The following is a 20778-nucleotide window of genomic DNA, read 5'->3' as shown; positions in this document are numbered from 1 at the left end:
CTTGAGGGGGACACCGGAAACGGTGTCCCCCTCTTCATGAGGCTCCCTGAAGCTTCAAGAGGACACAGGACATGTACAAGCTTTTCTTCCGTCTGGTTTTCAAACGGATGGACGCCGAGAAGGCCCACCACCTGGCCTTCCGCTGGATCCGCCTCGCCGTCCGCATCCCGGTGCTGCGCACCTTCGTCGCCGCCGCCCTCGCGCCGCGCTACAAGGAGCTGCGCACGGAGGCCTTCGGATTGCGCATGCACGGCCCCTTCGGGCTCGCCGCCGGCTTCGACAAGAACGCAGTCGCGATCGACGGTATGTCCATGCTGGGCTTCGACCACGTCGAGATCGGCACCGTCACCGGCGAGCCCCAGCCCGGCAACCCCAGGAAGCGGCTGTTCCGCCTCGTCGCGGACCGCGCGCTGATCAACCGCATGGGCTTCAACAATGACGGCTCGCTCGCCGTGGCCGCCCGTCTCGCCACCCGGGAGCCGGTCTTCAGGACGGTCGTCGGTGTCAACATCGGCAAGACCAAGGTCGTCCCGGAGGCGGAGGCCGTAGGCGACTACGTGAAGTCGGCGGAGCGGCTCGCGCCGTACGCGGACTACCTGGTCGTCAACGTCTCCTCGCCGAACACGCCCGGCCTGCGCAACCTGCAGGCCACCGAGGCGCTGCGCCCGCTGCTCACCGCCGTCCGCGAGGCCGCCGACCGCACGGTCGCGAACCGGCGTGTCCCGCTGCTGGTGAAGATCGCCCCGGACCTCGCCGACGAGGACATCGACGCCGTGGCCGACCTGGCCGTGGAGCTGGGCCTGGACGGCATCATCGCGACCAACACCACCATCGCGCGCGAGGGACTGGGGCTGAAATCCCAAGCCTCGCTGGTGAAGGAGACCGGCGGTCTGTCCGGCGCCCCGCTCAAGGCGCGCTCCCTGGAGGTCCTGCGCCGCCTGTACGCCCGCGTGGGCGACCGGATCACCCTCGTGGGCGTGGGCGGCATCGAGACCGCCGAGGACGCCTGGCAGCGCATCCTGGCCGGCGCCACGCTGGTGCAGGGCTACAGCGCCTTCATCTACGAGGGCCCCTTCTGGTCCCGCGCGATCCACAAGGGCCTCGCCGCCCGCCTGCGCACCAGCCCGTACGCCACCCTCGCCGACGCGGTCGGCGCCGACGTGAGGAAGCCCGCATGACTTCGTACGAGCCCTTCGGCGCCCGGCTGCGCCGCGCCATGGACGAGCGCGGCCCGCTGTGCGTGGGCATCGACCCGCACGCCTCCCTGCTCGCCGAGTGGGGCCTGAACGACGACGTGGCCGGTCTGGAGCGGTTCAGCCGCACGGTCGTCGAGGCGGTGGCCGACCGGGTCGCCGTGATGAAGCCGCAGAGCGCCTTCTTCGAGCGCTTCGGCTCCCGTGGCGTCGCCGTCCTGGAGAAGGTCGTCCAGGAGGCCCGCGCGGCCGGCACCCTCGTCGTGATGGACGCCAAGCGCGGCGACATCGGCTCGACCATGGCCGGGTACGCCGAGGCCTACCTGCACAAGGACGCCCCGCTGTTCTCCGACGCCCTGACCGTCTCGCCCTACCTCGGCTACGGCTCGCTCAGCCCGGCCGTCGCGCTGGCCCGGGAGAGCGGCGCCGGCCTGTTCGTGCTGGCGCTGACCTCCAACCCGGAGGGTCCCGAGGTCCAGCACGCGGTCCGCGCCGACGGCCGCACCGTGGGCGCGACCATGCTGGCCCACCTGGCCGCCGAGAACGCGGGGGAGGAGCCGCTGGGCTCCTTCGGCGCCGTGGTCGGCGCCACGGTCGGCGACCTGTCGTCGTACGACCTCGCCATCAACGGTCCGCTCCTCGCGCCCGGCGTCGGCGCGCAGGGGGCGACCGCGGCCGACCTTCCCGCGGTGTTCGGGCAGGCGGTGCGTAACGTCGTGCCGAACGTCAGCCGGGGCGTGCTGCGGCACGGGCCCGACGTGGGGGCCCTGCGCGGGTCCGCCGGGCGCTTCGCGGAGGAGATCCAGGCCGCCGTCGCGGGTGCCTGAGGTCTCCTGGGGGGCTTCGTGGAGCGGCTGGGCGGCGATTTGAGTGTGAATACATCCTCAAATCGGGGGCATTATGTCTGAAATATCCGGCCTGGCGGAGGCTGACCAGGACTTTTCCGCTGTTCTCGCTGACTCTGGCGGACTTGACCGCTAGTCTCCGAGCAGAGTGAACGGGCGAAGCGTGTTGCTCGTAGCTCCCCAGGTGTGGGGCGACTAGGTTCCTCACCGGTCCGTATCCGACAGTTCGACATCCGAGGTGACGTAGGCGTGGCTCTTCCGCCCCTTACCCCCGAACAGCGCGCAGCCGCGCTCGAAAAGGCCGCCGCGGCTCGCCGGGAGCGGGCCGAGGTCAAGAATCGACTCAAGCACTCCGGCGCCTCCCTGCACGAGGTCATCAAGCAGGGCCAGGAGAACGACGTCATCGGCAAGATGAAGGTCTCCGCACTGCTCGAGTCGCTGCCCGGCGTGGGCAAGGTCCGCGCCAAGCAGATCATGGAGCGTCTGGGCATCTCCGAGAGCCGCCGGGTGCGCGGTCTCGGTTCCAACCAGATCGCTTCCCTGGAGCGTGAGTTCGGCAGCACCGGCTCCTGAGTCCGGGGCCGGCCGGACCGGGAGTCCCGGGCACTCCGGGATTGCTGGAATAATCGCTGCATGAGTGAACGTCCGCGGCTGACCGTGCTCTCCGGCCCCTCGGGGGTCGGCAAGAGCACGGTCGTCGCCCATATGCGCAAGGAACACCCCGAGGTCTGGCTCTCGGTGTCGGCCACCACCCGCAAGCCGCGCCCCGGCGAGAAGCACGGAGTCCACTACTTCTTCGTCACCGACGACGAGATGGACAAGCTGATCGCCAACGGCGAGCTGCTGGAGTGGGCCGAGTTCGCCGGCAACCGCTACGGCACGCCCCGCGCGGCCGTGCTGGAGCGGCTGGAGAAGGGCGAGCCGGTTCTGCTGGAGATCGATCTCCAGGGTGCCAGGCAGGTCCGGGAGTCGATGTCCGACGCCCGGCTGGTGTTCCTGGCTCCGCCCTCCTGGGAGGAGCTGGTGCGCAGGCTGACCGGCCGGGGCACCGAGCCGCCCGAGGTCATCGAGCGCCGCCTGGAGGCGGCCAGGACCGAGCTGGCGGCCGAGCCGGAGTTCGACACGACCTTGGTCAACACCTCCGTCGAGGACGTGGCGCGCGAGCTGCTAGCCTTGATGGATGTTGTGTGATCGCGAGTGTGTGATCACGACTGATCTTTTCCCACCCATCGGAAGGTAGAGCGTGTCCTCTTCCATCACCGCGCCCGAGGGCATCATCAACCCGCCGATCGACGAGCTTCTCGAGGCCACCGACTCGAAGTACAGCCTCGTGATCTACGCGGCCAAGCGTGCCCGCCAGATCAACGCGTACTACTCGCAGCTCGGCGAGGGCCTCCTCGAGTACGTCGGTCCGCTCGTCGACACCCACGTCCACGAGAAGCCGCTCTCGATCGCCCTGCGTGAGATCAACGCGGGTCTGCTGACGTCCGAGGCCGTCGAGGGCCCGGCGCAGTAACCGTTCGTTTTCGCATGACAGGCCCGGCGGCGCGACTGCCGGGCCTGTGGTGTGTCATGGAGGCGTAGGTTCAACGAATGGGAGTCCCGGTGGACAAGCCGAGGGTCGTACTGGGCGTCAGCGGCGGCATCGCCGCCTACAAGGCCTGTGAGCTGCTGAGAAGGTTCACGGAGTCGGGCCACGACGTCCGCGTGGTGCCCACCGCCTCCGCGCTGCACTTCGTCGGCGCCGCCACCTGGTCCGCCCTGTCCGGCAACCCCGTCTCGACGGAGGTCTGGGACGCCGTCCACGAGGTCCCGCACGTCCGCATCGGCCAGCACGCCGACCTGGTGGTCGTCGCACCCGCCACGGCCGACACGCTCGCCAGGGCGGCCCACGGCCTCGCCGACGACCTGCTGACCAACACCCTCCTCACCGCCCGCTGCCCGGTGGTCTTCGCGCCCGCCATGCACACCGAGATGTGGGAGCACCCGGCCACCCAGGAGAACGTGGCCACGCTGCGCCGCCGCGGCGCCGTCGTCATCGAGCCCGCGGTCGGCCGGCTCACCGGCGTCGACACCGGCAAGGGCCGGCTGCCCGACCCGGTGGAGATCTTCGAGGTGTGCCGCCGGGTGCTGGCCCGCGGCGTCACCGAGCCCGACCTCGAAGGGCGGCACGTCGTCGTCTCCGCCGGCGGCACCCGCGAGCCCCTCGACCCGGTCCGCTTCCTCGGCAACCGCTCCTCAGGCAAGCAGGGCTACGCCCTCGCCCGCACCGCCGCCGCCCGCGGCGCCCGGGTCACGCTGATCGCGGCCAACACCGGCCTGCCCGACCCGGCGGGCGTGGACGTCGTACCGGTCGGCACGGCCGTGCAGCTGCGCGAGGCCGTGCTGAAGGCGGCGGCGGACGCCGACGCGGTCGTCATGGCCGCCGCCGTGGCCGACTTCCGCCCCTCGGCCTACGCCACCGGCAAGATCAAGAAGAAGGACGGCCAGGACCCCGACCCGATCGTCCTGGTCCGCAACCCGGACATCCTCGCGGAGATCTCGGCCGAGCGCGCCCGCCCCGGCCAGGTGATCGTCGGCTTCGCCGCCGAGACCGACGACGTCCTCGCCAACGGCCGCACCAAGCTCGCCCGCAAGGGCTGTGACCTGCTCGTCGTCAACGAGGTGGGGGAGCGCAAGACGTTCGGCTCCGAGGAGAACGAAGCCGTGGTGCTGGGCGCCGACGGCAGCGAGACCCCGGTGCCCCACGGCCCCAAGGAAGCCCTGGCCGACATCGTCTGGGACCTCGTCGCGCAGCGCCTGAGCTGACGTCCACGCGAGCTCGACGGCAGGTTCACGCCACACCGAAATCAGGTGTGGCGACCCTGGCCAAGGCCGCCCGGCATTGTGCAGAATGCCCGTGCCGCAGGTCACAGCGCTCCCGAGTGGCGAGACGGGTGACCCATCGGCCGAGTGCGACCGATAAACTGTTGACGGTCGACGCCGGGCGCAGCCCCGAGCGTCGCCGCAAATGATCAGCCAGCAGCCGCTGCAACCACAGGGAGCGTTGTGTCCCGTCGCCTGTTCACCTCGGAGTCCGTGACCGAGGGTCACCCCGACAAGATCGCTGACCAGATCAGCGACACCATTCTCGACGCGCTTCTGCGCGAGGACCCGTCCTCCCGGGTCGCCGTCGAGACGCTGATCACCACCGGCCTGGTGCACGTGGCCGGCGAGGTGACGACCAAGGCCTACGCGGACATCGCGACCCTGGTCCGCAACAAGATCCTCGAGATCGGCTACGACTCCTCCAAGAAGGGCTTCGACGGCGCCTCCTGCGGTGTGTCGGTGTCCATCGGCGCGCAGTCCCCGGACATCGCGCAGGGCGTGGACACGGCGTACGAGAGCCGGGTCGAGGGCGACGACGACGAACTGGACCGGCAGGGCGCCGGTGACCAGGGCCTGATGTTCGGCTACGCGTCCGACGAGACGCCGACCCTGATGCCGCTGCCGATCTTCCTGGCGCACCGCCTGTCCAAGCGCCTGTCCGAGGTGCGCAAGAACGGCACGATCCCCTACCTGCGCCCCGACGGCAAGACGCAGGTCACCATCGAGTACGACGGCGACAAGGCCGTCCGTCTGGACACGGTGGTCGTCTCCTCGCAGCACGCCTCCGACATCGACCTGGAGTCGCTGCTGGCGCCCGACATCCGCGAGTTCGTCGTGGAGCCGGAGCTGAAGGCGCTCCTGGACGAGGGCATCAAGCTGGACACCGACGGCTACCGCCTGCTGGTCAACCCGACCGGCCGCTTCGAGATCGGCGGCCCGATGGGCGACGCCGGCCTGACCGGCCGCAAGATCATCATCGACACCTACGGCGGCATGGCCCGCCACGGCGGCGGTGCCTTCTCCGGCAAGGACCCGTCCAAGGTGGACCGCTCGGCCGCGTACGCGATGCGCTGGGTCGCCAAGAACGTCGTGGCGGCGGGCCTGGCCTCCCGCTGCGAGGTCCAGGTCGCCTACGCGATCGGCAAGGCCGAGCCGGTGGGCCTGTTCGTGGAGACCTTCGGCACCGCCAAGGTCGACGCCGAGAAGATCGAGAAGGCGATCGACGAGGTCTTCGACCTCCGCCCGGCCGCGATCATCCGCGACCTCGACCTGCTCCGCCCGATCTACGCCCAGACGGCCGCCTACGGCCACTTCGGCCGCGAGCTGCCCGACTTCACCTGGGAGCGCACGGACCGCGTGGACGCACTGCGCGCCGCCGTGGGCGTGTAAGGCCCGACCGCTCTTCTCGCCGAGGCCCGGTTCCCCTTCCCCGGGGGCCGGGCCTCGGCGTGTACCGAATTGGCTGGCGGGCCAGGGCGGGCGGTATCTACGCTGACGCCGTCGACGCCGCCCGGTGCGAAGGTCGCGGTTACTTCGTGGAGTGCGCCCTCCGGGGCGTGCGGTGAAGCTGAATCCGTGCCGCTGCCGATCCGGATCTCGGGCGTACGTCGGTTGTCAGTGCCGTTTGGTAAGAATGCAAGCGTGAGCAGCGAGTACGGGGCGCCCCGGGCAGACGGGGACGGCGGGGCCGAAGGGGCACCGCCGGAGCAGCTCGCGCTCATCCGGGAGAGCGTGCGCAAGGCGAAGGTGCCGCGGGCCAAGCCGCGGACCTGGCGGGGGGCCGCGCTCGCCCCGCACCTGCCCGTCGCGCGGGTCCTGGTCGACAAGGGCGTGCTGCATCTCGACCGGTACTTCGACTACGCCGTGCCCGCCGAACTGGACGCCGACGCACAGCCGGGCGTGCGGGTGCGGGTGCGGTTCGGGGCCGGGCGGGGCCGGGTGCGGGAAGGGCGCCGGGAGGGCGGCGGGCTCATCGACGGGTTCCTCGTCGAGCGGCTGGCCGAGTCCGACTACTCCGGGCCGCTGGCCGCGCTGGCCCAGGTCGTGTCGCCGGAGCCGGTGCTGAGCGAGGAGCTGCTGGGCCTCGCCCGGGCCGTGGCCGACCGGTATGCCGGAAGCCTCGCCGACGTGCTCCAGCTGGCCGTGCCGCCGCGCAGCGCCCGGGCCGAGCAGCGGCCGTCGCCCCCGCCCCCACCCCCGCCGCAGGCGCCGGAGAAGGCCTCCTGGGGGCGGTATGAGCAGGGGGAGGCATTCCTCCACGCCCTGGCCTCCGGCGGCTCGCCCAGGGCCGTCTGGAACGCTCTGCCGGGGCCGCTGTGGAGCGAGGAACTGGCCCGCGCCGTCGCCGCCACGCTCGCCTCCGGCCGCGGCGCCCTCGTCGTCGTACCGGACGGGCGGGCCGCCGCGCGGGTCGACGCCGCGCTCACCGCGCTGCTCGGCACGGGCCGGCACGCGCTGCTCACGGCCGACGCGGGGCCCGAGAAGCGGTACGCGCAGTGGCTCGCGGTGCGCCGGGGTTCCGTGCGCGCCGTGGTCGGGACCCGGGCCGCCATGTTCGCGCCCGTGCAGGACCTGGGGCTCGTCGCCATCTGGGACGACGGCGACGACAGCCACAGCGAGCAGCACGCCCCGCAGCCGCACGCCCGGGATGTGCTGTTGTTGCGGGCCGCGCTGGACAAGTGCGCCTTCTTGCTGGGGAGTTGGAGCTGCACCGTGGAGGCCGCCCAGCTCGTCGAGAGCGGCTGGGCCCGGCCGCTGGTCGCCGGTCGGGAGCAGGTACGGCGGGCCGCCCCCCTGATCCGCACGGTCGGGGACGACGATCTCGCCCGCGACGAGGCCGCCCGCGCCGCCCGGCTGCCGACGCTTGCCTGGCAGGCTGCCCGCGACGGGCTGCGGCACGGGCCGGTGCTCGTACAGGTGCCGCGGCGCGGCTATGCGCCCCGCATGGCCTGTGACCGGTGCCGGGCGCCCGCCCGGTGCCGGCACTGCTCCGGGCCGCTCCAGGGGCAGGACGCGGGGGTCCTGCGGTGCGGCTGGTGCGGGCGCGAGGAGAGCGCGTGGCACTGCCCGGAGTGCGGCGGCTTCCGGCTGCGGGCGCAGGTCGTGGGGGCGCGGCGGACGGCCGAGGAGCTGGGGCGCGCTTTCCCCGCCGTCCCGGTGCGCACCTCGGGGCGGGAGCATGTGCTGGACACGGTGCCGGGCACGCCGGCGCTGGTCGTGAGCACACCGGGGGCCGAACCGGTCGCCGAGGGCGGCTACGCGGCGGCCCTTCTGCTGGACGGCTGGGCCATGCTCGTACGACCTGACCTGCGGGCCGGCGAGGACGCCCTGCGCCGGTGGATCGCGGCGGGCGCGCTGGTGCGGCCGCAGAGCGAGGGGGGCTCGGTGGTCGTGGTGGCCGAGCCGACCCTGCGGCCGGTGCAGGCGCTGGTGCGCTGGGATCCCGTCGGGCACGCGGTGCGGGAACTGGCCGAGCGGGCCGAACTGGGCTTTCCGCCGGTGTCGCGGATGGCGGCGGTCTCCGGGACGCCCGCGGCCGTCGCCGAGTTCCTGGCCTCGGTCGAGTTGCCGTCGGACGCGGAGGTGCTGGGCCCCGTGCCACTGCCTGCGTCGCCGCCCGGCCGGCCCCGCAGACCTGGCGCGCCGCCGCCGGGTGAGCACTGGGACCGGGCGCTGGTCCGGGTGCCGCCGGGGAGCGGGGCGGCGCTGGCTGCCGCGCTGAAGACCGCGCAGGCCGCTCGGATGGCGCGGGGGAGCGGGGAGGCGGTGCGGGTGCGGATCGATCCGCCGGACATCGGGTGACGGGTGGTGTTCCGGGTGTTCTCGGGGGTTGCTCACCGTCGGCGGCTGTTCGGTGGGTGTGCCGGCGCGCCGGTTTGGCTGTCCAGGCGCGTGGCTGCCCTCCCGGGTGTCCGTCCGGGAGGGCAGGGCGGAAGTGGCGGCCGCTGCTCGGCCGCTGCTCGGCCGCTGCTCAGCCGTTGCGTGGGCCCGGGAAGGCCGTCGGGCGGGCGTCGTCGCGGTCGCGCAGGGCGGGGCTGCCGGCTGTCGGCTGTGTGGGCATCGAGCGGGCCGCGGGGACCGTCGGGACCGTGGGGAGGCCGGTGTTCACATTGAGCGGGCGGGCGCCGGACGGCTCCCCGGTCCGCTCGGCCTCGGCGGCCGCCTGTGCCGCGGCGCGGCGGGCGCCGTAACGGCGGTGCACCGCCTGCTTGGTGACTCCGAGAGCCGAGCCCACGGCGTCCCACGAGAAGCCGAGTGAGCGGTCGAAGTCCACCGCGGCCGTCACCAGGGTTTCGACACTGTCCCGGAGTTCCTGGGCAAGGCGGACCGTCGGGGCGGGGGCGCGTCCGTAGACGACGAAGCCCGTGGACGGGCCGGAGCGGCGCGGGCGGTAGACGTTGCCCAGCTGGGCGGTGAGCGTGCGCAGTGCGTCCACCTGCCGGCGGACTCGCTCGATGTCCCGCACCAGCAAGTGCAGGCTGGCCCGGGCCTGGGCGTCGTGGGTTGCGTGGTCGGCCATGAACAAGCCTCTCGAACCGGCGTTGAAAGGAATTGGGCCGCGAAAGCAGCCCTATGTGGTCAACTCTTTCTTGACCAACGCGTGTGCGCTCCGCTGGTCACGGGGTGGGGGCGTACGGGCATATTCGTACGCCGGTCGTTCGGGTGCGCGCCGTGTGTGGTTCGGGTTGTGTGTTCTCCCACCCGCGCACCACCCGTTTCCGGTCGGCCGAGAGGCTGGACAACCTGCTGGACAACCTGTGGGGGTTGCTCGCCGTCGGCGTCCGCGCGTGTGCGTCGCCTTCGCCGACCGTCTGTGCGTCCGCCTGGCGTCCGCTGTTCTGGCGTCCGTCGTCCGTCCACTGTCCGTGTGGCGTCCGCTGTCCGTCGGGCGTCCGTCGTCCGTGTGGCGTTCGCTGTTCGTCGTTCGTCCGGTGTCCGTCGTTCGGCTGCGGGTTCGCTGTCCCGGTGGCTTCCCCGTTCTCGTGCGTGTCCGCCCTGGGCGCGGCCTGCACCGTTCCGTCGGTCGCCCCGTGTCCCCGTTCGCCAGGCCTTCTTCGTCCCCGTGTCAGTCCGTTCGTCGTTCGTCTGCGCGTCCGTCCGCGGGCATGGGGTGTCGCTCCTTGCTTGGTCATAGACTGGTGCGCTGCCCGTCCAACCCCCGCCCGAGAGGCCCGATCCCGCCCATGAAGCTTGTCTTCGCCGGAACCCCCGAGGTCGCCGTTCCCGCCCTGGACGCTCTGATCGCCTCCGGGCGGCACGAGGTGGCCGCCGTCGTCACGCGGCCCGACGCGCCGGCCGGTCGTGGGCGCAGGCTGGTCGCGTCGCCCGTGGCCGAGCGGGCGGAGGAGTCCGGGATCGAGGTGCTGAAGCCGGTCAGGCCGCGGGACCCGGAGTTCCTGGAGCGGCTGACGGAGATCGCGCCGGACTGCTGCCCCGTCGTCGCCTACGGCGCCCTGCTGCCCCGCGTGGCCCTCGACATCCCCGCCCACGGCTGGGTCAACCTGCACTTCTCGCTGCTGCCCGCCTGGCGCGGAGCCGCTCCCGTGCAGCACGCCATCATGGCCGGAGACGAGATCACCGGGGCGTCGACGTTCCTCATCGAGGAGGGGCTGGACTCCGGGCCCGTCTACGGCACCGTGACCGAGGAGATCCGGCCCACCGACACCAGCGGCGACCTGCTCACGCGGCTCGCCTTCGCCGGTGCCGGGCTGCTCGCGGCCACCATGGACGGGATCGAGGGCGGCACCCTGAAGGCCGTACCGCAGCCGGCCGAGGGCATCACCCTCGCGCCGAAGATCACCGTCGAGGACGCCAGGGTCGACTGGGCCACGCCCGCGCTGCGCGTCGACCGGGTCGTGCGCGGCTGCACCCCGGCGCCCGGCGCCTGGACCACCTTCCGCGGCGAGCGGCTCAAGCTGATCCAGGTCACCCCCGTGCCCGAGCGCACCGACCTCGCGCCGGGGCGGATGGCCGTCGGCAAGAACAGCGTGCACGTGGGCACCGGTTCGTACGCCGTCGAGCTGCTCTGGGTGCAGGCGCAGGGCAAGAAGCCGATGCGGGCGGCGGACTGGGCGCGGGGTGTGCGCATCGCCGAGGGCGAGACGCTCGGCGGCTGAGCCCCGGGCGACGGGGGCGGCGGTGCGCCGACGTAGGCTGGACACCGCACCCCTTCTTCACATCCGGAGCACCTTTTTCGTGAGCGAGCAGTCCCGGCGGCCGCGTAAGCCTGCCAAGCCCTACCGTCGTCCGCAGAAGGACCCCGTCCGCATCCTGGCCTACGAGGCGCTGCGCGCGGTCGACGAGCGGGACGCGTACGCCAACCTCGTGCTGCCCCCGCTGCTGCGCAAGGCGCGCGAGAAGGGCGACTTCGACGCGCGGGACGCCGCCCTCGCCACCGAGCTGGTCTACGGCACACTGCGCCGGCAGGGGACGTACGACGCGGTGATCAGCGCCTGTGTCGACCGGCCGCTCCGTGAGGTCGACCCGCCGGTGCTCGACGTGCTCAGCCTCGGTGCGCACCAGCTGCTCGGGACCCGGATCCCGACGCACGCAGCCGTGTCCTCCGCCGTGGAGCTCGCTCGGGTGGTGCTCGGCGACGGGCGCGCCAAGTTCGTCAACGCCGTGCTGCGGAAGGTGGCCCAGGACGACCTCGACGGGTGGCTGGAGAAGGTCGCGCCGCCCTACGACGCGGACCCGGAGGACCACCTCGCCGTCGTGCACTCGCATCCCCGCTGGGTCGTCTCCGCGCTCTGGGACTCCCTCGGCGGCGGGCGTGCCGGTATCGAGGACCTGCTGGAGGCCGACAACGAACGGCCCGAGGTGACCCTGGTCGCCCGGCCGGGGCGGGCCACCGCCGAGGAGCTGCTCGGTGAGGAGGCCGCCGTACCGGGGCGCTGGTCGCCGTACGCCGTGCGGCTCGCCGAGGGCGGAGAGCCGGGTGCGGTGCAGGCCGTGCGCGAGGGGCGGGCCGGAGTGCAGGACGAGGGCAGTCAGCTGGTCGCCCTCGCGCTCGCGGGCGCGCCCCTGGAGGGCTCCGACAGCATGTGGCTCGACGGGTGTGCCGGGCCCGGCGGCAAGGCCGCGCTGCTGGCCGCCCTCGCCGCCGAGCGCGGGGCCACGCTGCTCGCCTCCGAGAAGCAGCCGCACCGGGCGGGCCTCGTCGCCAAGGCGCTGGCGGGCAACCCGGGGCCGTACCAGGTGATCGCCGCCGACGGCACCCGGCCGCCGTGGCGGCCCGGCACCTTCGACCGCGTGCTCATGGACGTGCCGTGCACCGGGCTCGGCGCGCTGCGCCGGCGCCCCGAGGCCCGCTGGCGGCGGCGCCCGGAGGACCTGGACAACTTCGCGCCCCTCCAGCGCGCCCTGCTGCGCACCGCGCTCGACTCGGTGCGCGTCGGCGGAATCGTCGGCTACGCGACCTGCTCGCCGCATCTCGCCGAGACCCGCGCGGTCGTCGCCGACGTCCTCAAGCAGCGCCCGGAGGCGGAACTGATCGACGCCCGCCCGATGCTGCCGGGGGTGCCGGCGCTGGGCGAGGGCCCGGACGTACAACTCTGGCCCCACCTGCACGGCACGGACGCGATGTACCTGGCCCTGATCCGCAGAACAAGCTGAAACACCGCTGCGGGCAGCCAATCCAGGGGCGCGGGGAACTGCGCACCCCGCCCCCACCGGCCCGCAGACAAGACACGACCTCAATGGACCGCCGTTACAGCCCAGCGCAGCGACATGGCAGGCTTGGGGCATGGCCGTGCAGATCAACCCCAGCATCCTGTCCGCCGACTTCGCCCGCCTCGCGGAGGAGGCCAAGGCGGTCCAAGGCGCCGACTGGCTCCATGTCGACGTCATGGACAACCACTTCGTCCCGAACCTCACGCTCGGCGTGCCGGTCGTGGAGTCCCTGGCGCGTGCGACCGACACTCCGCTGGACTGCCATCTGATGATCGAGGACCCCGACCGCTGGGCGCCCCAGTACGTCGAGGCGGGCGCCTCCTCCGTGACCTTCCACGTGGAGGCGGCGGCCGCCCCCGTGCGGCTCGCCCGGGAGATCCGCGCCAAGGGCGCCCGCGCTTCCATGGCCCTGAAGCCGGCGACACCGATCGAGCCGTACGAGGACCTGCTCCCGGAACTCGACATGCTGCTGATCATGACGGTCGAGCCCGGCTTCGGCGGCCAGGCGTTCCTCGACATCATGCTGCCGAAGATCCGCCGCACCCGTGAGCTGATCAGCAAGCACGGCCTGCAGCTGTGGCTCCAGGTGGACGGCGGTGTCTCGGCCTCGACGATCGAGCGGTGCGCGGAGGCGGGAGCGGACGTGTTCGTGGCAGGCTCGGCGGTGTACGGGGCGAAGGACCCGGCGGAGGCGGTCCGTGCCCTGCGCACGCAGGCCGAGACGGCTACCGCCAAGGCGTCCTGGGCATGCGACCACTGAGCCACAGCTACATGAACGGTTAAGTGAACGGCCCCTATCAGGGCCGATCCGTAGCGCCGAATCTGCAAGGATGAACGGCGAATCCAGAGTGTGAACAGCAGTGAGGAGATCGCCGTGTCGGGTATGTCGGCGGGCCGGTCAGCCATGCGGATGGGACCCGCTGAGCTGGTGCAGGCGGCGGCCATGGCCCGCCGCTTCTACCTCGAGGGCAAGTCCAAGATCCAGATCGCGGAGGAGTTCGGCGTCAGCCGCTTCAAGGTGGCCCGGGTCCTGGAGACTGCTCTCGAACGGGATCTCGTACGCATCGAGATCCGTGTCCCGGCCGAACTGGACGCCGAGCGCTCCGACGCGCTCCGCGCCCGTTACGGTCTGAGGCACGCCGTCGTGGTCGAGTCCCCGGCCGAGGCCGAGGAGACCCCCGACCCCGAGAACCTGGGGGAAGTGGCCGCCGACCTGCTCGGCGAGCTCGTCAACGAGGGGGACGTGCTCGGGCTGGCCTGGGGCCGGTCCACGATCCACATGGCGGCGGCGCTCGACCGGCTGCCGCCGTGCACGGTGGTGCAGCTGACGGGCGTGTACGACGCCGGGACCTCGGAGCGCGGCTCCGTCGAGGCGGTGCGCCGCGCCGCCCAGGTGTCGGGCGGCGACGCCCACCCCATCTACGCGCCGATGCTGCTGCCGGACGCGGCGACCGCGGCCGCGCTGCGCAACCAGACCGGGATCGCCCGTGCCTTCGAGTACTTCGACAAGGTCACGGTCGCCTGTGTCTCCATCGGCTCCTGGGAGCCGGGCATCTCGACCGTGCACGACATGCTCAGCGACGAGGAGCGGGCGCACTACGCCTCGCTCGGCGTCGCCGCCGAGATGGCCGCGCACCTCTTCGACGCCGAGGGACGCCGGATCGGGCGGGACCTGGGGGAGCGGTGCATCACCGTCAAGGCCGACCAGCTGCGCCGTATCCCGGAGGTCGTGGCGATCGCCGGTGGTCAGCGCAAGGCGTCCGCGATCGACGCGGTGCTGCGGTCCGGGCTGGTCACCAGCCTGGTCACGGACACCTCCGCCGCGGACTACCTGATGACGGCCGGCCCGACCCCCAAGCCCACCCTCGGCCGAGCGGACCCGGACGGCCACTGACGGACCCCGACGCTCCTCCCGGCACACGAGCGGGCCGCACCCGGCCGGGACAGGTCGGGACGGACGGTCGGGACGGATGCCGGGGGCGTGGTGGCCGTGCCGGGCCCGGGACGGGGGCGGGCCAGGCCGTCAGCCCGTCGTCGGCCTTCGGCCCGTGCGCAGTGGGGCCGAGACAGGCCCGGCGCGGCGGGTCGTGCCGCCCTCGCAGCGGGACCGCCGTGGCAGCATCGTCGGCATGTCGCCGCCGTTCGTTCCCCACATGCCGAGACGGGTCCCCCGCATGCCGAGGCGTTCCCTGCCGCCGGCCCGCCTGCTCGTGGGGCTGGTGGCCGTCGTCCTCGCCGCTCTGGTCGCCGGATGTTCGTCCGGTTCGGGGCCGGACTCCGGTGCCGGGACGAGCGCGGGCGCGCGTGCGGCCGGAAGCAGTCCGGCGTGGGCCCACGGTATGGACACGGTCCAGGAGTCCCAGCTGCCGGCCGAGGCGCGCAGGACGCTCGCGCTCATCGACCGGGGCGGCCCCTTCCCGTACGCCAAGGACGGCGTCGTGTTCGGGAACTTCGAGGGGCGGCTGCCGAGGCACCAGCGCGGCTACTACCACGAGTACACCGTCAGGACGCCGGGCTCCCGCGATCGCGGGGCCCGGCGCATTGTCACGGGACAGGGCGGCGAGATCTACTACACCGGCGATCACTACAACTCGTTCCGGGCGGTGCTGAGATGACGGACCTCGTGATCACGCTGGACCTCGACGGGGTCACGGACAAGGCCGGCCTGATGGACCGCGCCGCCCGTGCCCTCGCGCTGCCCGACTGGTTCGGCCGCAACTGGGACGCCCTGGCCGACTCGCTCGGCGACCACTCCGTGTGGCCCGAGGGGGCCGTCGAGCGGGGACTGCTGGTCGTCGTACGGAACTGGCAGCCGTACGCCGAGGCGCGGCCGGACGAGTGGCAGATCGCGCGGGAGGTGTTCGCCGAGGCCGCGGACCACACCCCCGCCCTCTCGGTGGCCCTGGCCCTTGGAGGATCCTCCTAGGTGATCGGCGCCCACCCTGGATGTTCCGTGGGGCAGGATTGCGGCGCCGACATGGGACAATGAAGTACGTGCTCTTTTCCCCCTGGCGCACCCGTCGGGGGGTCACCTCTGATCGACTGGGATGTGCAGCACGTGCGTTTCCTCAATGACATCCAGCCCGCGTACGACCTGACGTACGACGACGTGTTCATGGTGCCGAGCCGCTCCGCGGTCGGTTCGCGTCAGGGCGTGGACCTCAGCTCGCCGGACGGCACGGGCACCACCATCCCGCTCGTCGTGGCCAACATGACTGCCATCGCCGGCCGCCGCATGGCCGAGACGATGGCCCGCCGCGGCGGTCTGGTGGTCATCCCGCAGGACATCCCCATCGATGTCGTCACCGACGTCATCTCCTGGGTGAAGAGCCGCCACCTGGTGCTCGACACGCCGATCGTGCTGGCCCCGCACCAGACCGTCGCCGACGCCCTGGCGCTGCTGCCCAAGCGCGCGCACAACGCCGGTGTGGTCGTGGACGAGGACGACCGGCCCGTCGGTGTGGTCACCGACGCGGACCTGACCGGAGTCGACCGCTTCACCCAGCTCGAAGTGGTCATGTCCAAGGACCTGCTGCTGCTCGACGCGGACATAGACCCGCGCGAGGCGTTCAACACCCTGGACGCCCACAACCGCCGCTACGCCCCGGCCGTCGACAAGGACGGCAAGCTGGCCGGCATCCTGACCCGCAAGGGCGCCCTGCGCGCCACGCTGTACACCCCGGCCGTCGACGCGAACGGCAAGCTGCGCATCGCCGCCGCCGTCGGCATCAACGGCGATGTCGCGGGCAAGGCCAAGCAGCTGCTCGACGCGGGCGTGGACACGCTCGTCATCGACACCGCGCACGGCCACCAGGAGTCGATGATCAGCGCCATCAAGCTGGTGCGCGCCCTCGACCCGCAGGTGCCGATCGTCGCGGGCAACATCGTCTCCGCCGAGGGCGTGAAGGACCTGATCGACGCCGGCGCGGACATCATCAAGGTCGGTGTGGGCCCCGGTGCCATGTGCACCACCCGCATGATGACCGGCGTGGGCCGGCCGCAGTTCTCAGCGGTACTGGAGTGCGCCGCCGAGGCGAAGAAGTACGGCAAGCACGTGTGGGCAGACGGCGGTGTCCGGCACCCGCGCGACGTGGCCATGGCCCTCGCGGCCGGCGCGTCCAACGTGATGGTCGGCTCGTGGTTCGCGGGTACGTACGAGTCGCCCGGCGACCTCCAGCACGACGCCGACGGCCGCGCCTACAAGGAGTCCTTCGGCATGGCCTCCGCGCGCGCGGTGCGCAACCGCACCTCGGAGGAGTCGGCGTACGACCGCGCCCGCAAGGCGCTGTTCGAGGAGGGCATCTCCACCTCGCGCATGTTCCTCGACCCGGCCCGCCCGGGCGTCGAGGACCTGATCGACTCGATCATCGCGGGTGTCCGCTCCTCGTGCACCTACGCCGGTGCCGGCTCCCTGGAGGAGTTCGCCGAGAAGGCCATCGTGGGCATCCAGAGCGCCGCCGGCTACGCCGAGGGCAAGCCGCTGCACGCCAGCTGGAACTGATCCAACTCCCTTCCACACGGCCCCCGTTGTTCCCGCTCGCCGGGAGAACGGGGGCCGCCCTGCAACGGTCGACAGCCTGCGCACAACGATTTGTCATTCCGGGCCGAGGAACGCAATGATCATGCGGGGACGCGCAAGGTTGCTGCATTACGACCGTGAAGGCCACCCCCGTAAGGTGCTGCGCTGTACGTGGCGTGGCGGGGACTTTGCTCGGTGGGCCCCTGCCCGCGCAGGGCTGCCCCCCGTCCCCGTCCGCAATGACCGGCACGATGAAGGAGCCAGCGCGTGCTCGACCAAGGCGCACCCCCGCACGACCGCACAGCGACCGCCCCCGCACCCCAGGGCCTCGCCGCGCGCCTCATGCGGCGCAAGCCCGTGGAACGCCTGGTCGCGGAGGGCGGCCAGGGCGAGGGAGGCTCGCTTCGGCGCTCCCTCGGCCTGTGGCAGCTGACCATGATCAGCATCGGTGCCACCCTCGGCACCGGTATCTTCGTCGTCCTCGGCGAGGCCGTCCCGAAGGCAGGCCCGGCGGTCGTCCTCTCCTTCGTGATCGCCGGTCTCACCGCGCTGTTCTCGGCCCTGTCCTACGCCGAGCTGGCGGGCACCATCCCGGTCTCCGGCTCCTCGTACTCCTACGCATACGCAACGATGGGCGAACTGATCGCCTGGGTCTGCGGCTGGTGTCTGCTCCTGGAGTACGGCGTCTCGGTCGCCGCCGTGGCGGTCGGCTGGGGCGAGTACCTGAACGAGCTGCTGTCCGGCACCATCGGCGTCACCATCCCGAACGCCCTCGCCAACCCGCCCGGCGTCGACGGCGGTGTCTTCAACCTGCCCGCCCTGATCGTCGTGATCCTCGCGATGGTGTTCCTGATGGGCGGCGCCAAGGAGTCCGCGCGGGCCAACACCATCATGGTGTGCGTGAAGATCGCCGCGCTGATCCTGTTCTGCGCGATCGGCTTCATGGGGTTCAAGTCCGGCAACTACTCCCACTTCATGCCGCTCGGCATGGCGGGCGTCAGCGGCGCCGGGGCCACGCTGTTCTTCTCGTACATCGGCTTCGACGCCGCCTCCACCGCCGGTGAGGAGGCCAAGGACGCCCAGCGCGACCTGCCCCGCGCGATCATGCTGTCGCTGGTCATCGTGACCGCCCTGTACGTGCTGGTCGCCGCCGTCGCCGTCGGTGCCAAGCCGTGGCGGAGCTTCAACGACTCCGAGGCCACGCTCGCCCAGATCATGAAGGACGTCACCGGGCAGAGCTTCTGGGGCACCCTGCTGGCCTTCTGCGCCGTCATCGCCATCGCGAGCGTCGTGCTGACCGTGCTCTACGGCCAGACCCGCATCCTGTTCGCCATGTCCCGCGACGGACTGGTGCCGAAGATCTTCGCCAAGGTCCACCCGAAGACCGGCGCCCCGCGCGCCAACACGGTCATCGTGTCGCTGTTCTGCGGTGTCCTCGCCGCCGCCATTCCGCTGGGCCAGCTGGCGGACGCCACCAGCATCGGCACGCTGTTCGCCTTCGCGCTGGTCAATGTCGCCGTGGTGGTGCTGCGCCGGACCCGCCCGGCCATGCACCGCTCCTTTCGGGTCCCGCTGTCGCCGGTCCTGCCCGCGCTGGGCTTCGCCTTCTGCGTGTGGATGATGGGCAGCCTGTCGACCGTCACCTGGATCGTGTTCGGTGTCTGGATGGCCGTCGGGCTCGTGTTCTACTTCGTATACGGCTATCGCCGTTCCCGTCTCGCGACCGGTGACGACCTCGCGGTGACGGCAGAGAAGTGACCGGACCGAAGAAGTGAACCACCCCCTGTGCTGAACGATCTCGACGAACGCATCGTGCACGCCCTCGCCGAGGACGCCCGCCGCTCCTATGCGGACATCGGGCAGATGGTCGGCCTGTCCGCGCCCGCGGTGAAGCGGCGCGTGGACCGGCTGCGCGCCACCGGAGCGATCACCGGATTCACCGTGCGGGTGGATCCGGCGGCGCTCGGCTGGGAGACCGAGGGCTACATCGAGATCTACTGCCGGCGGAACACCTCGCCGGACACCATTCAGCGGGGGCTGGAGCGGTATCAGGAGGTCGTGGCCGCGTCGACCGTCACCGGGGACGCGGACGCGATCGCCCAGGTCTTCGCCTCCGACATGCGGCACTTCGAGCGAGTGCTGGAGCGGATCGCCGGCGAGCCGTTCGTGGAGCGGACCAAGTCGGTGCTGGTGCTGTCGCCGTTGCTGCGGCGCTTTTCTTCCGGGGCGCCGGGGTAACGGGCTCGCGCAGTTCCCCGCGTTCCTATGGGGCGCTGATCGTCTTGAGCATGCGGCGCATCACCGCCGCGTGGGCGCCGCTGCCGATCACCAGCAAGCGGTACAGCTTCCCGGCCGGGCCGGGGAACACGGCCCGGGTCTCCGCGCTCACGCGCGTGCGGCCCGGGCCTTCCGGTGCCAGGCGGAAGGTCAGCGAGTACGCCGAGAAGCGGTGGCGTCCGGTGAGAGCCAGCTCCTGCTCCGGATCCGCCGCCGTCACGCGGAAACCCCGGACCGTGGAGCCCACGGACAGAGGCCGCGGACCGGAGGCGGTCCGGTCGGCGACACCGACCAGCCGGGCGTAGGCGGCCCCGGCGCGCCCCGCGAAGGACCGGCCCAGGACCTCGCCGATCCTCCCCCACACGACGTCCGCGCCCGCCGCCACGACCGTCGTGTGCGTGTCCACGTACGGCAGCGGCACGGTCCGGACGTACGCCATGTGATCCCCCTTCGGCAGCCCTCACTCCGCGGTCTTGCGGGCCAGGGCGTTGTTCCCGATGGAATTGTGCACGCTGAAGCTCACCGCGTCCGAGCGGTACCGGTCGTCCGACCACTCCACCGGGCGCCCCTCGCGGGTCGTCGTCACCCGGCGGACGCGCAGCAGCGGACTCGTACGGCGGACACCCAGCAGCTCGGCGTCCTGGGCGCCCGCGGCCACCGCGTCGATGATGTGCTCGCCGTAGGCGAAGACCAACCCCGAGTCGTCGTAGAGGCGTTGGGTGACCGACGGGCAGTCCGGCTCGATCGACTCGACGGCGGGGGAGATCCAGTCGGCGTACACCGTGCGCTCCAGCAGCACCGGCTCGCCGTCCAGGCCGCGCACCCGGAGCACGTGCAACACCTGTGTGCCGACGGGCAGTTGGAGGCGTACGGCGTCCTCGTGGGTCGCCGGGCGGTACTCCTGGGACACCACCTGGCCGGTGGCCTCGCGGCCCATCGCCCGGGCCCACTGGGCGAAGCTGCGCAATTCCTCGAAGCTCTGGCTGCGGCGGCTGGCCAGGACGACGCGCCGGGCACCCTGACGGGAGCCGATCAGGCCTTCGGAGGTGAGGGTCGCGACGGCCTGGCGGACCGTGCCGCGTGAGACGCCGTAGTGCGTGGCGAGTTCCGACTCCGAGGGCAGGCGGCTGCCGACCGTGTACTCCTCGTGGTCGATCGCCCGCCGCAGCTCGTCGGCGATCTCCTCGTGTCGCGCGGTCATGCTTCCCCTCTGCTCGGGTCACTGTGCACAGCGTGACCAGCCTAATCGAGACCTGAGCGTGATCTGAAACGGTCTGGATTGTGCAGCCAACCAGGGTCCAAAGTTTCGCTCCCGTTTACAGACAGGACACCGCGAGCGGGCGTACTGTGACGCAACTTGTTCAGACAAGTTCTCCGCAACCCTCATGCGTCCCCTGGAGAGACC

At 72.0% G+C, this 20778-nt stretch carries 20 protein-coding genes; 17 read left to right on the top strand and 3 right to left on the bottom strand.

Translation table 11 applies throughout. The features are described from left to right. Window positions 1–71 precede the first annotated feature (71 nt). The 8 genes from ACWCQS_RS31235 (at window position 72) to ACWCQS_RS31200 (ending at window position 8707) form a co-directional block, all read left to right on the top strand. Window positions 72–1178 carry a quinone-dependent dihydroorotate dehydrogenase gene (locus ACWCQS_RS31235; protein ID WP_451007559.1) on the top strand — a complete coding sequence of 369 codons (1107 nt, stop codon included), beginning with the start codon at window positions 72–74 and terminating at the stop codon, window positions 1176–1178. Continuing rightward, window positions 1175–2020 carry an orotidine-5'-phosphate decarboxylase gene (gene pyrF, locus ACWCQS_RS31230; protein WP_451007558.1) on the top strand — a complete coding sequence of 282 codons (846 nt, stop codon included), beginning with the start codon at window positions 1175–1177 and terminating at the stop codon, window positions 2018–2020. The genes ACWCQS_RS31235 and pyrF overlap by 4 nt, the downstream gene beginning before the upstream one ends. A 267-nt stretch (window positions 2021–2287) precedes the next feature. After that, the gene (locus ACWCQS_RS31225; protein ID WP_003977346.1) at window positions 2288–2611 is read left to right on the top strand and encodes an integration host factor; all 324 of its coding nucleotides are present in this window, start codon (window positions 2288–2290) and stop codon (window positions 2609–2611) included. Between the two features lie 60 nt (window positions 2612–2671). Further along, entirely contained in the window at window positions 2672–3229 is a 558-nt protein-coding gene (gmk, locus tag ACWCQS_RS31220) for a guanylate kinase (RefSeq protein WP_388626135.1), read from the top strand. A gap of 52 nt (window positions 3230–3281) precedes the next feature. Then, window positions 3282–3554 (top strand): DNA-directed RNA polymerase subunit omega, encoded by a 273-nt coding sequence (gene rpoZ / locus ACWCQS_RS31215; protein WP_003982715.1) that lies wholly within the window; start codon window positions 3282–3284, stop codon window positions 3552–3554. Window positions 3555–3643: 89 nt separating this feature from the next. Further along, window positions 3644–4846, top strand: coding sequence for a bifunctional phosphopantothenoylcysteine decarboxylase/phosphopantothenate--cysteine ligase CoaBC (gene coaBC, locus ACWCQS_RS31210; protein WP_451007557.1), 1203 nt, complete (start codon window positions 3644–3646; stop codon window positions 4844–4846). A gap of 240 nt (window positions 4847–5086) precedes the next feature. Then, window positions 5087–6295, top strand: a complete 1209-nt coding sequence (gene metK, locus ACWCQS_RS31205) for a methionine adenosyltransferase (protein ID WP_451007556.1) — start codon at window positions 5087–5089, stop codon at window positions 6293–6295. Between the two features lie 252 nt (window positions 6296–6547). Next, complete coding sequence (locus tag ACWCQS_RS31200) at window positions 6548–8707, top strand: primosomal protein N' (protein ID WP_451007555.1); 2160 nt, start codon at window positions 6548–6550, stop codon at window positions 8705–8707. Between the two features lie 169 nt (window positions 8708–8876). Here ACWCQS_RS31200 and ACWCQS_RS31195 read toward each other — a convergent pair whose 3' ends face one another. Next, complete coding sequence (locus ACWCQS_RS31195; RefSeq protein WP_451007554.1) at window positions 8877–9425, bottom strand: hypothetical protein; 549 nt, start codon at window positions 9423–9425, stop codon at window positions 8877–8879. A gap of 664 nt (window positions 9426–10089) precedes the next feature. Between ACWCQS_RS31195 and fmt the strand changes: the two genes are divergently transcribed. The 9 genes from fmt (at window position 10090) to ACWCQS_RS31150 (ending at window position 19334) form a co-directional block, all read left to right on the top strand. Beyond that, the gene (gene fmt, locus ACWCQS_RS31190) at window positions 10090–11022 is read left to right on the top strand and encodes a methionyl-tRNA formyltransferase (protein ID WP_451007553.1); all 933 of its coding nucleotides are present in this window, start codon (window positions 10090–10092) and stop codon (window positions 11020–11022) included. 79 nt (window positions 11023–11101) lie between these two features. Then, the gene (locus ACWCQS_RS31185; protein WP_451007552.1) at window positions 11102–12520 is read left to right on the top strand and encodes an RsmB/NOP family class I SAM-dependent RNA methyltransferase; all 1419 of its coding nucleotides are present in this window, start codon (window positions 11102–11104) and stop codon (window positions 12518–12520) included. Window positions 12521–12650: 130 nt separating this feature from the next. Then, window positions 12651–13337, top strand: a complete 687-nt coding sequence (gene rpe, locus ACWCQS_RS31180; RefSeq protein ID WP_451007551.1) for a ribulose-phosphate 3-epimerase — start codon at window positions 12651–12653, stop codon at window positions 13335–13337. 90 nt (window positions 13338–13427) lie between these two features. Beyond that, window positions 13428–14471: a sugar-binding transcriptional regulator gene (locus ACWCQS_RS31175; RefSeq protein WP_055704927.1), complete on the top strand. Its 1044-nt coding sequence runs from the start codon at window positions 13428–13430 to the stop codon at window positions 14469–14471. A 280-nt stretch (window positions 14472–14751) separates the two neighbouring features. After that, a complete protein-coding gene (locus ACWCQS_RS31170; RefSeq protein ID WP_451007550.1) occupies window positions 14752–15192 on the top strand; it encodes a ribonuclease domain-containing protein in 441 nt (146 codons plus the stop codon). Next, window positions 15189–15503, top strand: coding sequence for a barstar family protein (locus ACWCQS_RS31165; RefSeq protein WP_388626118.1), 315 nt, complete (start codon window positions 15189–15191; stop codon window positions 15501–15503). Before ACWCQS_RS31170 ends, ACWCQS_RS31165 begins: the two co-directional genes overlap by 4 nt. Before the next feature lie 132 nt (window positions 15504–15635). After that, the gene (locus tag ACWCQS_RS31160) at window positions 15636–17078 is read left to right on the top strand and encodes a GuaB1 family IMP dehydrogenase-related protein (RefSeq protein ID WP_451007549.1); all 1443 of its coding nucleotides are present in this window, start codon (window positions 15636–15638) and stop codon (window positions 17076–17078) included. A gap of 285 nt (window positions 17079–17363) precedes the next feature. Next, window positions 17364–18854, top strand: a complete 1491-nt coding sequence (locus ACWCQS_RS31155) for an amino acid permease (RefSeq protein ID WP_451007548.1) — start codon at window positions 17364–17366, stop codon at window positions 18852–18854. A gap of 27 nt (window positions 18855–18881) precedes the next feature. Continuing rightward, complete coding sequence (locus ACWCQS_RS31150; protein WP_031174468.1) at window positions 18882–19334, top strand: Lrp/AsnC family transcriptional regulator; 453 nt, start codon at window positions 18882–18884, stop codon at window positions 19332–19334. A 25-nt stretch (window positions 19335–19359) separates the two neighbouring features. Here the strand turns inward: ACWCQS_RS31150 and ACWCQS_RS31145 are convergent, their stop codons facing one another. Both ACWCQS_RS31145 and ACWCQS_RS31140 read right to left on the bottom strand, forming a co-directional pair. Further along, on the bottom strand, window positions 19360–19812 hold the full coding sequence (locus tag ACWCQS_RS31145) for a hypothetical protein (RefSeq protein WP_451007547.1): 453 nt from the start codon (window positions 19810–19812) through the stop codon (window positions 19360–19362). Between the two features lie 21 nt (window positions 19813–19833). Next, window positions 19834–20574 carry a GntR family transcriptional regulator gene (locus ACWCQS_RS31140; protein ID WP_451007546.1) on the bottom strand — a complete coding sequence of 247 codons (741 nt, stop codon included), beginning with the start codon at window positions 20572–20574 and terminating at the stop codon, window positions 19834–19836. Window positions 20575–20778 lie beyond the last annotated feature (204 nt).

Source organism: Streptomyces sp. NPDC002076 (genome assembly GCF_053593835.1).
The sequence above is the reverse complement of the archived record's forward strand: the minus strand, read 5'-3'. Positions and strand labels throughout refer to the sequence as shown.